This is a genomic window from Desulfovibrio faecalis, from assembly GCF_053570625.1.
This window is the reverse complement of sequence record NZ_JBRBQR010000001.1, coordinates 2,925,001-2,939,203: the sequence shown is the minus strand read 5'-3', so window position 1 is coordinate 2,939,203 and position 14,203 is coordinate 2,925,001. Positions and strand designations below refer to the sequence as shown.

Below are 14,203 nucleotides of genomic sequence, written 5' to 3'. Positions count from 1 at the left end.
TTGCCCTTGGCACAAAATCATTTATTTAGAGACAACCCCTGAAGCAGGTTACGAATGAAATGAGTTAACTGCTATAGCCAGGCAGGGCAAACCCGGCCCGTAACTCTTTTGCCTCCCCAGGTTTCGCGCGTTGCGGCGCGGACGGAACACGTTTTACCCCGGACTCTTCCGGCTTGTTCTGGCGCTGGCTTTATGCCCGCCACGGATCACCTGCGAGAACCTTATGTTTGAAAAAATATTCTCCCTTTCAGAGGCCCGCCGTTTTTATGCGGTGGGGCTGCCCATCTTCATTGCCCAGCTTTCGCAAACGGGCATGACCTTTGCCGATACTGCCATGAGCGGGCTTTACAGCGCTCAGGCTCTGGCCGCTGTGGCCGTTGCGGGTTCCATATGGGCCCCTGTGGCCCTGCTTGGCATTGGCTGCCTGCTGGCGCTCTCTCCCTTAAGCGCGCAACTGGTGGGTTCCGGGCGGCCTGACCGTGCGGCGCATCTGCTGCGGCAGGGGCTGTGGCTTACTCTTGGCCTGAGCGTTGTGCTGGTGAGCTTTTATTACGCAGTCTCGTTCCATCTGGACCTTTTTGGCCTTGAGCCCGCGCTTGCAGACATGGCAGGGGCGTACCTGCGCGCCATCATGTGGGGTTTGCCGGGTTTCCTGCTTTTTGTGAACCTGCGCAGCTTTCTTGAGGGTTTTTCCCGCACTCGTCCCGCCATGGTCATAGGCCTGCTCGGGCTGGCGCTTAATGTTCCCTGCAACTACGTATTCATTTACGGCAAGTTCGGCTTACCGGAGCTTGGCGGGGTGGGCTGCGGCGTGGCCTCTGCCATCAGCTTCTGGTTTATGGGCCTGTGCATGCTGTATTATCTGCGCCGCGACCCGCAGTATAAATGCCTGGGGCCGTTGTTTGCGCCCTTGGTCCGTGGCGGCAGCGCAGAAGAGCCGCGCTTTGACGGGGCGCTGGTTTTGCGTGTGTTCCGCATTGGCTTTCCCGGCGCGCTGGCCCTGTTTTTCGAAGTTTCGCTCTTTGCCCTCAGCGCCATTTTGCTGGCCCCACTGGGGACGGTCATGGTGGCTGGTCATCAGATTGCCCTTAATTTTGGGGCGCTGGTGTTCATGGTCCCGCTTTCCATCAGCATGACGGCCACAATCCGCGTTGGCCGTTACCTTGGGGCGCAGCAGGCCGAGCGCGCCAAAATCGTGGCCCGCACGGCCTTGACCCTGAGCGTTGTTTTTGCGCTGCTCATTGCCACGCTTACCGTGCTGTTCCGTCATAGTATTGTGGCTATTTATACCCAGGATGCGGCGGTGGCCGCCCTGGCCATGCAACTCCTGCTTTATCAGGCCGCCTACCAGATTGTGGACGGCTTGCAGGTGACGGGCATCGGCATTCTGCGCGGGCACAATGATACGCAGATTATTTCTGCCATCTGCTTTGGGGCCTACTGGATTATCGGGCTGCCTCTGGGGTTTGCCCTGGCGCGTACAAACCTTCTGGTGCCCTCAATGGGAGCGGCGGGCTTTTGGATTGCCTACATTGTGGCCCTGGGATTCGGGGCGGCATGTTACCTCTGGCGGGTGCGGCATCTGCATTCGCTTACCACGGAAGACATGCTCCAGCGCGTGAAGCGTTAGGACGATGTCATAAAGTTATATATACCCTGTCCCTGTCAGAACGTTTTTTCTGCGGGCGGACTGGTGCGAGCGTAAAAAGAGGCGCAGACGGGCTTTGCCCGCCTGCGCCTCTTTCAATCACTGATTGCGTTGGCAGAGAAAATGAAAAGGACGTTTGCGCTATTTGCGGAAGGCCTGCTTCCAGGTAAATCTTACTATGGACATCATGTCCGTGAGGCTGCTTTTGCCGCCAAGCAGGCTTCCGGAGCTTTTGCCGCGCGCGAGGGGATCAAGCAGCGGCGGGATGGGGGTATTGCCAGAAATGGCAGGCTGCGCATCCTGCGCGGTGCGGGTGTTCTGCGTTGATTGGGCTGCGCCCTCATGCTCGCCCCACAAGGGGATAACTGGCGAGGAGGCACCCTGCCCGGCGCGCAGATTGCCTGCTCTGGCGGCGGAACCCTGCTGGGAGGGCATGTCCGGTTCGTCCTCGTCGGCAAGGGCAATGCCAACTTGCCCGCGTTGCCGCGCGCCAGCCAGAGGGACTGTGCCTGCGGGCTGAGCCTGATTTGTTTGCGTTTGATTTGTCTGCACATGGCCCATTTGCGCCTGACCCACCTGCATCAGAGGGTCATTTGCCCATTCTGCGGCTGCGCCTTCTGCGTCCCCGCGCTCCCTGGCGGCCTGACGGCCTGCCCGCCACTGGCGCTCGACCGCGTCCTCAATCTTTTTTGCCTCGGCCTCGCGGGTCAGGGTTTCAAGGGTGGTGCGGATTTCTGCGCTCAAGGCTTCGGCGTCAGCGCCCAGAGCCTGTTCAAGGCAGGCTTCCATGTTTTTCAGCATGTCGTCCGGGGTATCTGTTGCAAGGCATATCTGAGCCATGCGCTCGCTGATCTGCTCTCTGGGGGTAATTTCATACCCCTGAGCCAAAATTCCTGCTGCAAAATCAAAGTTGCCCTGGCGTATCTGCTGCAAGGCCTCGGACAAAAACGGGCTTCGCGCTGCGGGGTCTTCCTGAAGCATGCGGGCATAAACAGCGCGGGCGCGGTTCCACTGTCGCGCGCGCACGAAAGTGGCTGCCGCCAACGAAAGATAGTGGCGGTAGCGGGCCATGTCGCCCTTGCCCTTCCACGCTGCGGCCATGCCCAGCTCCGCCTTGCCCTGAATAAGCGCGCCGCGCATGGCCCGCTGGAAGGCATTGATGGCGCTGTTCCATTTGCGCTGTTCAAGGCACTGCATGCCCACGCGAAAATAGTCTTCGGGCTGGCGAATGGGCTTGAGCAGGATGCCGTAGGTGGCAACGGCTTCGTCAAAGGCCCTGGTGTCGGCAAGGTGGGCGGCTTTTTCCAGGTCATCAAGCGAAGAACGCGAGTTGGCCAGAAAATCAAGATGGGCCTTGAGCTGGCTAAAGGAGTAGGGCCTTGATATGAGGGCGCTTGCGCCGCAGCCGAGAGTGCGGAGCTGCTCCACCTCGCTGTCGTGAGGCAGAATCAGCAGTACGGGCATGTCGAGCAGCAGGGGGTGCAGACGCAGGATGGCGCAGAACTGTTCGCCGTCCATATCAGAAAGGCGCTGCGAGCAGATGACCACATCGGGCTTGAAAGAAGGGGGAAATTCGTCAAGGCCAGCCAGCATGCGGGCTGCCGCCACGCCGGAGGTCAGACCTTCAATGCGGTCAACCCCGACTTCGCGCAGTGCGCGTCTGTCCAGAGCGGCCATTGATTCGCTTTCGCTGAGAAGAAGAACATGGATCTGCCGTGGGCGGGTCATGCTTGTCCTTGTCGGAATAACCAGTTGAAAAGCTGCCGGCAGGAAGGGCAGGCAGTGGCTTCCGTAAATGCACTATACCCGCTGGAGCGGGCTTGCGCAAGAAAACTGGGGCTTGAAATTTGATGAATGCCTGTCGCGAATGAGCGTAAGCGCTTGTGCCTCCATAAAAAACACCTTGTCGCTGGTTGTGGCGGCAAGGTGTTTATGTGTCGTATCTGTCAGAACCAGCCTAATTGGCAAAGGGTATTATGCGCGCACGCTGCTGCACATCCTCGCTGGCGCAATATTCCGGCGGGCAGGAATGAACGGCGTGGCAGTATGGGCAGTGCAGCGTGCCATCTGCCCGTTCAAGGCGGATGAGACCGCCCTCGTTTTCGTAGCAGCGCGGGCAGAACGGCCCAAGATTTATATCCTTGGCCTTGAGCCAGTAGAGGCCGTTGCGGCGGAACAGGTTGCTGGCAAGCTCAACAACTTCTTCAAGTGTTTTCAGGCGGGTTTGCAACAGGTTGAGCTCATCGTGCAGGGCTATGCTGCGCGATTGCACTTCCATGAGCAGGCGGCGGGCCTGTTCGACATGCCCGGAGGCAAAAAGGTCGTTGATTTCTTTGAATAGTCGATAGTGCAGCATGGTTCGCTTCCCCATTGCTGCTAATAATCGGAGCAAGACGGTATATCTTTAGGGATCTGAAATCGGCTATTGGCGCGGGCTGAAAATTTTTATCCATGATTTTGGGCGGTTGGTGCAGCATTTTTTATTTAGAATATTTTTAGAGTTCAGGAAAACCCCTGAATCCTCCAGGGGCAGGCTTGGCCGCGCCCGTCCCGTCATGGCCGCAAGGACTGCCGTATTGCCTCTGAAAAGCGCTGTCTGCACGAAAAATGGGGAAAAACAGAAGATGCCCAAACCCACGCGCACATCCAAGCAATGCGGGTGTGGTAAAGATAAAGAGAATTGTTGCGGCTGGTTACATCTTGCGGCGTGAAATCGGATCAAGCGAACGCAGCATCTCGCGGTATCGGGTTTCTTCATCCGCAGAGAGGGAGGGGGGCAGCTCGCCGTGGCGCAGCAGGGCGCCGCCCAGCATATCCGCCTCTTTTTGGGCACCGACGCGGCGCACCATGTCGGTGGCGGCATCAGGAATCGGCGTGGTAACTTCCACGGCAGTGCTTTGTTCTGCCCGTTGCTGCTCCTCGGCAGAAAGGCGCAGTACTTCCTCTTCCACCAGAATGGGCGCCCCTGCGCGCATGGCCAGGGCAATGGCGTCCGAGGGGCGGCAGTCCACCCGCGTTCTGCCTTCCGGGCCGGAAAGCACAAGCACTGCGTAGAAGGTGCCTTCGCGCAGGTCGTTGATCTCCACGCGCCGCAGCTCGGCCTTGAAGGCTTTGAGCGTCATGAGAAAAAGGTCGTGCGTGAGCGGGCGGGGCAGGTTTTCGTTGTTGAGTACCAGAGAAATGGCCATGGCCTCCATGGCTCCCACCCAGACGGGCAGCACGGCATCGCCGCTGGCTTCGCGCAACACTACGATGGGTGTTTTGCTCTGCGGGTCGATGGTGAGGCCAAAAACGCGCATTTCTACCATGGTTCCCCCAATCGTTGGGCCATGAGGCTGTGTTTCTTGGCCTCAGTGATGCTCACCCGCACCATGTGGCCCGTGTGATCCACTTGCGGCGACAGCTCCACATGCACGGGCGCGCCGTAGGGGTCGCGTCCTTGCCAGCTTGGCTCCGGCCCCTGGCCTTCCTTGGGGCTGCGGTTTTCGATCAGCAGGGTGGTTTCGCCGCCCACCCGCTGCTGCAACCAGCGCGCGCCAAGTTCATCCTGAAGGGCCTGGAGGCGCAAAAGCCTGTCCTGGGCCACATCGGCGGGGATTTTGTCGGGGAAAAGCGAGGCCCGTGTTCCCGGCCTGTCCGAGTAACAAAAGGAGAAGCTGGACATGAAGTTGCTGGCGCGCATCATCTGCAACGTGTCCTGAAAATCCTGCTCGCTTTCACCAGGAAAGCCCACAATAAGATCGGTGGAGAGGGCCAGATCGGGCCGGGCTGCGCGCAGGCGTTCCACCAGATCAAGAAAGGCCCCGCTGTCGTAGCGGCGCTTCATGCGGGCCAGCACCGCGTCCGATCCTGCCTGCATGGGCAGGTGCAGGCGGGGGCAGAGTTGGGGCAGCTCCGCAAAGGCGGCGATATCTTCCGGCCCCATATCCTTGGGATGCGGGGTAACGTAGCGCAGACGCTCAAGGCCCGGCAGGGCGGCAACTTTGCGCAGCAGGGCCGCAAAGCTTGTGCCGTCGCCGCTTTTGTCCTGCCCGAATGCGTTGACGTTCTGCCCAAGCAGGGTGATTTCCCGCGCGCCGTTGTCGATCAGTGCCTTGCATTCATCAAGAATAGCCGTGCTGCTGCGCGATTTCTGGCGGCCCCGGGTAAAGGGCACAATGCAGTAGGCGCAGAAATTGTCGCAGCCCTGCATGATATTGGCGTAGGCCACGGAACCGCTGACCACACCGGGTTCGGTTGTGCCCTCGCGCTCCACGTACTGGCTTGTAAAATCAAGCAGGGAGAGGCGCTGGGCGGGATTTTCCAGCAGGCGCTCAATGGCCTGCGGGGCATTGCCTATGCCGTCGCTGCCCGCCACAAGGCGTACCTGGCTTTCTTTTTCAAAGATGCTTTCGCCAAGCTGCTGGGCCACGCATCCGGCCACGCACACCAGCACGGCGGGGTTGCCGCCCGAAACCTGACGGATGCGGCCAAGCGTACTCATAACCTTTTGCTCCGGCTTTTCACGCACGGAACAGGTATTGACCACCACCACCTGCGCGTCTTCAAGCGGCGCTTCAAAAAAACCGCGAGCGCCGAGCGCACGCCCCAGCCAGTGGGAGTCGTGCACATTCATCTGACAGCCAAAAGTGATGATATGGTAGGTCTTTTCAATCATGATCTTGTATTACTGCTCAATGTCCAGGTCTGCATCGTACATGCCATGTGCGCCTTCTTCTTCAAGGGCGGCCACGCGGTCTTCAAGCCAGTCAAGCACGGCGCGGGCCGTGTGGTAGTTGAGCAGCACGCGGCTGTGGATGCAGCGGTTCACTTCGCGCGCGTCCATCTCGCCGGGGGTCATTTCGTGGCCGATGGAGCCGTCGGGGGCGACCAGCTGCTCAGAGAAAGCGGGCAGGGCATCGCTTTCGTGATAAAAATTCATCTCGATCTCGCCCTGCGGATTTATGCCGCCCCAAACGCCGTGGGCTGTTTGCAGTCTTGCGTTTTCATCCATCTGATATTTATAGCGGATCTTTGCGGGGTGGTCACTGGGCTTGTTCATGCGGCATCCTTGTGGTGTGTGGTATCAGAAGCCTGGCCGCAGGCTGAGGCTCCGTTTGCAACGACATCAGCTGTGCGGCAATTGCATATGATAAAAAAGAGGCCCTGCCAAGTAAAGGCAACATGCTCTCCGCGCTGGGGACGGCATTGTTTTGTATGGATCATGCCCGGTCGGCCCGCTGCAAAAAATTTGGAGCGAAAGAATCAAATGACCGCAAAAGGCAGCGCCAGCCCCGCTCTGCGGCCCATGCAACAGCCTTGCTGCGGCAAACATGCTCTTGACGATGTGCCTTGCATGGATAGAATATCTGCTGCGGCTCATAAGCACGGTCAGGCGCGGCAGCGCGCGGGCTAATCAGGCATGAGCATCCAAGGAGAACAAGTGAGCGAGGCAAGCAGCAAACCGTATGAAATCCGGCGGCATGAAATGCAGCCCTACTTTGATCTGGAAGCCTTCATGTCCATGAGCAAGGAAACGCGCCTTGGCGGTGCGATTCTTGAGCGTCTTGTGGGCCTGTGGGGCGAATGGCTGCCGCAACTCAACGTCTGTGAGATTGCGGCTGGCAAAATTTCGTATCTGGCTGTCTGGCTGCCGGAAGAAGTGGAAAATTTTGTGGATGAAGCCTGGGGCAAATCTGCCTCTGACGGCTTTATGATCAACAATCTTGCCCAGTTTATGTGCATGGCTGCCGTGCAGGAGGCTCTGCCCCAGGTGGAAGATGCCGGTTGCGCGCCGTCGCCGCGCCCTACAGAAACGCTGCGTGAGGCGCTGGCCTCCTTGGGCATTGAATACCGCGAGGCGTTCGGCACTCTTACGCGCCGTTATGCTGTTGTGACGCACTATCCCTTCAAGGGCGGCTGCGAAATTTGCCATCTCCAGGCCCAGTGTCCCAAGGGGCAGGGTCAGGCTGAAAGCCCAAGCATTCTTTTGCCGGGGCATGAGGCCGATTCGGGCGATAACTAAGTGCTGGAACTGGCGGCTGTTTCTGAAAACGCCGTTTTTGCTCCCGGCTGCGCGCCGCAAAGCGCGATCAACAGTCCTCGGGGCACAAAATGCTTTTCGGCAACAGCCGCTAACGGCCTTCCATCACAAGGGTGCGGGCTACTCCGGCAGGAGTGCGCACCACAAGTTCCACAGTGCGGGCATTGCGGGCAACCGATTCAACGAGGCAGGTTTCCGTGGCGTCCTTATCGTAGTTGCGCACGTCCACCGTGTCGCCCTTGGAGGGAACACGGTCGGGGATCACCTCGACAAGGTCGGCGGAATCGGCGTCAAAGCCATCCCAGGCCAGCGCGGGTATGGTCATGCAAAGGCAGCCCAGCAGGGCGGCTCCGAATAGCAGGTGTTTCATGCAAGCATGTGTAAATCCATTTGCCCCTCTTGGCAACTGTGCCGCCCCTGGTGACGAACTCGCGTCATTGGCGCACCCTGCCCCTCTGTGCGATGGGCACGGCCGCGTGGTGCGGTATCTGCGCCTTTCTGTCACTGACCGCTGCAATCTGCGCTGCGCCTATTGCCGTAGCGAGATAAATCAGAAGTTCATTCCGCACCCCAAGGTCCTGCGCTATGAAGAAATGGCGCGCCTTGTGGGCATGATGGCCGCGCTGGGCGTTTCCAAGGTGCGGCTTACCGGGGGCGAACCCTTTGCCCGCAAGGGCTGCGACGAACTGCTGCATCTGCTGCATACGCGTTACCCCTCCCTTGATCTGCGCTTGACCACCAACGGCACCCTGCTTGAGCCGCACATTCCGCTGCTGCGCTCGGTGGGGGTGAGCGCCGTCAATCTTTCCCTCGACAGCTTTGACCGCGAAACCTTTGCCAGAGTGACCGGGCGCGACCTGCTGCCCGCTGTTCTCGCCTCGCTGGACGGGCTGCTGCAAGCGGGCATTCGCGTAAAAATCAACGCTGTCGCCATGCGCGGCGTCAATGACGGGCAGATGGACGATTTTGTTCATGCCGTGCGCACTATGCCCGTTGATCTGCGCTTTATCGAATTTATGCCCATGGGCAGCGGCACCCTCTGGGGGCCGGAGACGTTCTGGTCTGCCGCAGACATCCGGGCCGAAGCCGAGCGCCGTGTGCGCCTTGATCCCGTGCAGGACAGCAGCGCGGAGGCTGGCCCCGCCAAGATGTTTGCCGTGCAGGGGGGCAAGGGCCGCATGGGATTTATCACCGCTGTATCCTGCCATTTCTGCGGCACGTGCAACAGGCTGCGGCTTACGAGCGACGGCAACCTGCGCACATGCCTGTTTGACGACAGGGAATATCATTTGCGGGGGCTTCTGCGTCATCCGCGTTTTGATGACGAACATCTGGCCCGCGTGGTGCGCCTTGCCTGTGCGGACAAACCCATCGGTGCGGATCTGCTCAAGGCCCGCAAAAAAGGCTCCGCCGTGGCAGACAAGCAGATGGTGGGCATTGGCGGTTAACAGAGAGCTCCCCATTGGAAGATTATGATTGACTCTCGATATTAAGTATACTTATTATAAATACACTTATTAAACACAGCGCAAAGGAGTACGCCATGCTCAAGATGTCACTTGAATTGCCGGTAAACGCCACGCCGGATAATATTTGGAGAGTCTACAGCGAATTTTCACTTCGAAGACAATGGGAAACAGATTTGGAATCGTATGAGCTTGACGGGCCATTTGCCGAGGGTGTGGGCGGTACCATGCAGCTAGAAGGCATGCCGCCGATCCGATTTGTTTTTACAGAGGTGCAGACCAACAAGCGTTTTCGGGATGCCGTTGACCTTGGGGGTATAGGACGGCTAGAGTTCGGGCATGAAATTTCAGAGCGCGATGGGCGGCGCTTTGTGGAACATTCCATCTCGCTTCTGCCAAAATATTGTGAAATAACAAACGAAAATTATGCATTTTTCCAAAAAGTCACTGGGGATATGACGGATGTGTTATGGCGTTTGAAAATTCTGGCAGAAAGCCTGTAGTTTTTCCTTCACAGTTTCAGGGGGAGGCTGGAGCCTCCCCTGGGTTGCTTTTTATACGGGCATATAACCGCTGGCACGGTATTATCCGAAGAGCGCTCGCCAAGTGCGGCCTCACGCACCCTCAGTTCGTTTTTCTGGCCTGTACCGGCTATCTGGCGCAAAATGAGGAGTACGTGACCCAGAGCATGGTGGCAAACCTTGCCGACATGGATTTGATGACGATTTCACAGCTTGCGGTATTGTTGGAAAAAAAGGGGTTGATTCTGCGCACGACACACCCGCAGGACAGCCGCGCCAAGTCTGTGAGCCTTTCAGATGAGGGACAACGCCGGTTGAGCAACAGCCTGCCAACGGTCGAGGTTATAGATAGAGAATTTTTTGGGGTCCTTGGGAGTGGGCAGAAAGATTTTGCGCAGATGCTCCGTGTTCTTTCAGCCGTAACCGATGGGAACATCCCTGGTATTGAACCTGACGCTATTTCCAAATAAGGCAATTTCGGGTCAAAGTTCCACTGAGGGCGGCAGCGCCGCACACGGCAAGCGCCATTTGAAACCCTTCGCCTTTCAGTCTATGCTCTGGCTGTAGCAACCTTTACTTCTCGTAAGGAATCCATGATCGCCTATCTTGAAGGCCGCCTGGCCGAAATATGGGGCAATGCCTGCCTGATCGTCACCGAAGGGGGCGTGGGATACGAAGTGGCCCTGCCCGCCCACACGCTTGCCAGCCTGCCCGGCAGAGGGGAGCCCCTGGCGCTGTACACCAGCCTTGCAGTGCGTGAAGACGCGTTGGAACTTTTTGGTTTTGCCACCTTTGAAGAACGCCAGACCTTTGAAGTGCTGGTTTCCATCTCCAAGGTGGGCGCGCGCACGGCCCTTGGCATCCTTTCCATCTTCCGGCCCGATGACCTGCGCCGGGTTGTGTTTGAGGATGACGTGCTGGCCCTTACCCGCGTTTCGGGCATCGGCAAAAAAACCGCCGAGCATGTGTTTCTTGAGCTGAAATACAAGCTCAAGGTCGAGGACGCCCCGCAGGCGGCGGCGCTGACCACCGGGTCGCGGCCCGGTTCTGTATTCCGCGATGTGCTGGACGGTCTGGGCAACCTTGGCTACGAGCCGGACGAATGCGCGCCCCTAGTCAAAAAACTGCTGCATGAAGAGCCTGATCTAGATGTGACCGGCGCTCTGCGCGCCACCCTCAAGGCCCTTGCCAAGGGGAAGGTCTGATGACCGATCTTGCGAATCCGTGCGTTGCGGAGTGCACCACAGGCATTGACGAAAGCGTACGCCCGCACAGCCTTGACGACTTTATCGGGCAGGATGAACTGCGCGCCAATCTGCGCGTGTATCTGGGGGCTGCGCGCGAGCGCGGCAAGGCTCTGGATCACACGCTTTTTTACGGCAATCCAGGGCTTGGCAAAACCACGCTGGCGCAGATCATGGCCTCCGAGCTGGGGGTCAATCTTATCTGCACCTCAGGGCCGGTACTTGAGCGCAGCGGCGACCTTGCCGCCATCCTCACCAATCTGAACAGGCACGACATCCTTTTTGTGGATGAAATCCACCGCATGCCCATTGCCGTGGAAGAAGTGCTGTATCCCGCCATGGAAGATTTCAAGCTCGATCTGGTCATCGGGCAGGGGCCTGCGGCGCGCACGGTCAAGATAGACCTTGAACCCTTCACCCTTGTGGGGGCGACCACGCGCATGGGCTTGATTTCTTCGCCCCTGCGTGACCGATTCGGCATTGTGGCGCGGCTGGAATATTACAGTCCGGGCGACCTTGCCCGCGTGGTGCAGCGCACGGCGCGCATCCTGGGTGTGGAGGTCTCCACTGACGGCGCTGCGGAAATTGGCCGCCGTTCGCGCGGCACGCCCCGCATTGCAAACCGTCTGTTGCGCCGGGTACGCGACTTTGCCCTGGTGCACGGTGACGGGCTGGTGACTGGCGAGCAGGCTTCGGCGGCGCTCAAGCGCATGGACGTGGACGAGCTGGGGCTGGATCAGATGGACCGCAAGCTGCTGGAAGTGCTCATCAAACACTATGACGGCGGCCCGGTGGGCATCAAAACCCTGGCCGTTGCCTGTTCGGAAGAAGTGCGAACCATTGAAGATATTTACGAACCCTACCTTATCCAGTGCGGCTTTTTAAAGCGCACCCCGCGTGGGCGCATGGCGACAGCTTTGGCCTACAGGCACTTGAAAATGCTGCTTTCCTAGACCAGATTAACGTTGAAATGCTTCACATTTCAACGTTGTCATTCTGCTCAAAAATGCGATTTTCGGCAGAATCCACGCCACGTTGTGGCGCGCTGCACTCTCGTGCCGCGTTAGAGCATTTAACCTTTTTCAAAGTTGAAATGCTCTAGGTGTATGATCTGCCCGGCCAGTTTTTTACACCGAACTGAAAGAAAAGGCGGAGAAAGCATGCAGTTGCAAGTTATTGAAGGAAAATTCAGCGTCTGCAAGGTGGAAAACCTGCGCGCCGTCAATTTTCATGTGCCGTGGCTGTTTGTGGGCAAAACTGATGCGGAAATTTCGGTGGTCTGCCTGACTGTGGATGTTCCTCACGCCACACTGGCGCGGGAGGATGGCTGGCGCGCACTGCGCGTGGCGGGGCAGATGGATTTTGGCCTTACCGGTGTGATGGCGGGCTTGTCCACCGTGCTGGCCCAGGCGGGAATAAGCATTTTTGCCGTGTCCACCTTTGATACGGACTATATATTGATGAAGGCGGAAAAGCTTGCTCCGGCTATTGAAGCGCTGGAGGCGAGCGGCTACACCGTGGAGCGCGCTGCCCTGTAAAAGGTCGGTCGGCGCAAGCAGGATGCCGGATTTCGTTTTTGAGAAGATTTGCCCGCCAGTGGCGCAGAGGCGCAGCCCTGAACAGGACAGGGCCGAATATAAAAATCGGGGGAAGGGGCTTTGTGGCCTCTTCCCCCGATTTGCTTGCTACACGTCTATCTTGCCAGCGCGGGCCGCGTTGAGCACAGCCATGAGGGCCACGCCTACATCGGCAAACACGGCTTCCCAAAGGCCGGAAAGGCCCACGATGCCCAGCGCCATGAACAAGCCCTTAATGCCCAAGGCCATAACAATATTCTGCCACACAATGGTACGCGTGCGGCGCGCTATGCGCAGCAGTTCCGGCAGACGGGCCGGGTTGTCATCCAGAATGACCACGTCTGCAGTTTCAATGGCGGCTTCCGCGCCGAGGCCGCCCATGGCCACGCCCACCCCTGCCGTTGCCAGCACCGGGGCATCGTTGATGCCGTCACCCACAAAGATTGTGTTCTTTACCGGGCCAAGGGCTTCGAGCGCTCCGGCCTTGTCTTCGGGCAGCAGGTCTGCGCGCAGGGTGTCCAGCTTCAGGCGCTGGGCCACGGGGAGGGCCTGTTCTTCTCTGTCGCCCGTGAGCATGGCAATGTTCTGAATGCCCAGGCGGCGCAGTTCCTGAATAGCCTCCGGCGACTGCGGCTTGATACGGTCTGCCACCACCAGCGCGCCCAGCAGCTTGCCGCCCTTGGCGACCTGCACCACGCTGCCGGGCATGGTCACTTCCATGGGCGCAATGCCACGGCTTGTGAGCAGGGCAGCGTTGCCCGCAAGAAGTTCATGACCGTCAGCAGCGGCAGCCACACCCATGCCGGGGATTTCTTCCATGCCTGAGAGTGATGCATCATCAACCACAATGCCTTGCTTCTGTGCAGCGCGCATGACAGAGCGGGCAATTGGGTGGTTGGAGCGGCTCTCCGCCAGCGCGGCAGCGGTCAGAAGATCATTGGGAGCAACACCTTCGGCGGGCAGCACGGCGTTTACTTCAAACACGCCTTCGGTGAGGGTGCCGGTCTTGTCCAGCGCAGCCACGCGGATATCGCGCAGGTTGTCGAGCACAGCTCCGCCCTTGATAAGGATGCCCCGGCGAGAAGCCGCGCCAATGCCGCCAAAGTAGCCCAGCGGAATGGAAATAAGCAGGGCGCAGGGGCAGGAAATGACGAGCAGCACCAGAGCGCGGTAAATCCATTGAGAAAATGGGCCAAGCCCGAACAGGGGAGGCAGCACCGCCACCAGAAATGCAATACCCGTCACTGCTGGGGTGTACCAGCGGGCCATGCGGGTGATGAAGCGTTCCGTAGGGGCCTTGCGGGCTACGGCGTTTTCCACCATTTCCAGAATGCGGGCAATGGAGGAGTCGGCAAAGGCCGTTGTCACTTCAACGCGCAGGGCCGCATTCAGATTGATGGTGCCCGCGAGCACCTTGCTGTCGGGGGCAACGCGCTGGGGCACGGATTCGCCCGTAAGCGGGGAGGTGTCCACCTGCGAATCGCCTTCCAGCACTGTGCCGTCCAGCGGGATCTTTTCGCCGGGGCGCACAAGAATGTGACTGCCGGGGCCAAGGGCTTCGGGTTCCACATCTCGAGTGGCGCCGTTGTCCAGCATTTCGTGGGCAATGCTTGGCCGGGCGGCCAGCAGAGCCTTGACCGACCGACGAGAACGCCCGGCGGCGCGTTCCTGCACAAATTCACCCACGCAGTAAAACAGCATGACGCCCACGGCTTCAGGCAACTG

At 59.0% G+C, this 14,203-nt stretch carries 15 protein-coding genes (1 of these 15 cut by a window edge); 8 read left to right on the top strand and 7 right to left on the bottom strand.

All coding sequences use genetic code 11. From position 1 onward, the window contains the following. The first annotated feature begins 223 nt into the window (after positions 1–223). Positions 224–1,630 (top strand): MATE family efflux transporter, encoded by a 1,407-nt coding sequence (locus ACUZ79_RS13025; protein WP_449251845.1) that lies wholly within the window; start codon positions 224–226, stop codon positions 1,628–1,630. A gap of 159 nt (positions 1,631–1,789) precedes the next feature. Here ACUZ79_RS13025 and ACUZ79_RS13020 read toward each other — a convergent pair whose 3' ends face one another. From ACUZ79_RS13020 to ACUZ79_RS13000, 5 genes are all read right to left on the bottom strand, one after another. Continuing rightward, entirely contained in the window at positions 1,790–3,376 is a 1,587-nt protein-coding gene (locus ACUZ79_RS13020; RefSeq protein ID WP_449251844.1) for a response regulator, read from the bottom strand. Positions 3,377–3,605: 229 nt separating this feature from the next. Continuing rightward, complete coding sequence (locus ACUZ79_RS13015; RefSeq protein ID WP_240824998.1) at positions 3,606–4,004, bottom strand: hypothetical protein; 399 nt, start codon at positions 4,002–4,004, stop codon at positions 3,606–3,608. A 337-nt stretch (positions 4,005–4,341) separates the two neighbouring features. Further along, positions 4,342–4,956, bottom strand: coding sequence for a bifunctional nuclease family protein (locus ACUZ79_RS13010; RefSeq protein WP_240824999.1), 615 nt, complete (start codon positions 4,954–4,956; stop codon positions 4,342–4,344). After that, positions 4,950–6,305 carry a tRNA (N6-isopentenyl adenosine(37)-C2)-methylthiotransferase MiaB gene (gene miaB / locus ACUZ79_RS13005; protein ID WP_449251843.1) on the bottom strand — a complete coding sequence of 452 codons (1,356 nt, stop codon included), beginning with the start codon at positions 6,303–6,305 and terminating at the stop codon, positions 4,950–4,952. Before miaB ends, ACUZ79_RS13010 begins: the two co-directional genes overlap by 7 nt. 9 nt (positions 6,306–6,314) lie before the next feature. Continuing rightward, positions 6,315–6,689 (bottom strand): hypothetical protein, encoded by a 375-nt coding sequence (locus tag ACUZ79_RS13000; protein ID WP_240825001.1) that lies wholly within the window; start codon positions 6,687–6,689, stop codon positions 6,315–6,317. A 426-nt stretch (positions 6,690–7,115) separates the two neighbouring features. On the opposite strand from ACUZ79_RS13000, the gene ACUZ79_RS12995 reads away from it, so the two are divergent. Next, positions 7,116–7,652 (top strand): hypothetical protein, encoded by a 537-nt coding sequence (locus ACUZ79_RS12995; protein ID WP_240825017.1) that lies wholly within the window; start codon positions 7,116–7,118, stop codon positions 7,650–7,652. 109 nt (positions 7,653–7,761) lie between these two features. Here the strand turns inward: ACUZ79_RS12995 and ACUZ79_RS12990 are convergent, their stop codons facing one another. Next, positions 7,762–8,040 carry a DUF5334 domain-containing protein gene (locus ACUZ79_RS12990; RefSeq protein ID WP_022657260.1) on the bottom strand — a complete coding sequence of 93 codons (279 nt, stop codon included), beginning with the start codon at positions 8,038–8,040 and terminating at the stop codon, positions 7,762–7,764. Here ACUZ79_RS12990 and moaA point away from each other — a divergent pair. The 6 genes from moaA to ACUZ79_RS12960 all read left to right on the top strand — a co-directional run bounded on the left by moaA (position 8,039) and on the right by ACUZ79_RS12960 (position 12,439). Beyond that, positions 8,039–9,118 carry a GTP 3',8-cyclase MoaA gene (moaA, locus tag ACUZ79_RS12985; protein WP_449251842.1) on the top strand — a complete coding sequence of 360 codons (1,080 nt, stop codon included), beginning with the start codon at positions 8,039–8,041 and terminating at the stop codon, positions 9,116–9,118. The genes ACUZ79_RS12990 and moaA overlap by 2 nt on opposite strands. A 95-nt stretch (positions 9,119–9,213) precedes the next feature. Further along, positions 9,214–9,639 carry an SRPBCC family protein gene (locus ACUZ79_RS12980; protein ID WP_240825003.1) on the top strand — a complete coding sequence of 142 codons (426 nt, stop codon included), beginning with the start codon at positions 9,214–9,216 and terminating at the stop codon, positions 9,637–9,639. After that, the gene (locus tag ACUZ79_RS12975) at positions 9,606–10,127 is read left to right on the top strand and encodes a MarR family winged helix-turn-helix transcriptional regulator (RefSeq protein WP_449251841.1); all 522 of its coding nucleotides are present in this window, start codon (positions 9,606–9,608) and stop codon (positions 10,125–10,127) included. The genes ACUZ79_RS12980 and ACUZ79_RS12975 overlap by 34 nt, the downstream gene beginning before the upstream one ends. 123 nt (positions 10,128–10,250) lie before the next feature. Then, positions 10,251–10,862 (top strand): Holliday junction branch migration protein RuvA, encoded by a 612-nt coding sequence (gene ruvA, locus ACUZ79_RS12970; protein WP_240825005.1) that lies wholly within the window; start codon positions 10,251–10,253, stop codon positions 10,860–10,862. Beyond that, positions 10,862–11,854, top strand: coding sequence for a Holliday junction branch migration DNA helicase RuvB (gene ruvB / locus ACUZ79_RS12965; RefSeq protein ID WP_449251840.1), 993 nt, complete (start codon positions 10,862–10,864; stop codon positions 11,852–11,854). Before ruvA ends, ruvB begins: the two co-directional genes overlap by 1 nt. A gap of 207 nt (positions 11,855–12,061) precedes the next feature. Then, positions 12,062–12,439 carry an ACT domain-containing protein gene (locus ACUZ79_RS12960; protein WP_240825007.1) on the top strand — a complete coding sequence of 126 codons (378 nt, stop codon included), beginning with the start codon at positions 12,062–12,064 and terminating at the stop codon, positions 12,437–12,439. Positions 12,440–12,586: 147 nt separating this feature from the next. Here ACUZ79_RS12960 and ACUZ79_RS12955 read toward each other — a convergent pair whose 3' ends face one another. After that, positions 12,587–14,203: the 3' portion of a heavy metal translocating P-type ATPase gene (locus ACUZ79_RS12955; protein WP_449251839.1), read on the bottom strand. Its footprint extends 393 nt past the window's final position; 1,617 of the gene's 2,010 nt are visible here — the last part of the coding sequence; its start codon lies off the right edge, out of view — the gene reads right to left on this strand; the stop codon is at positions 12,587–12,589.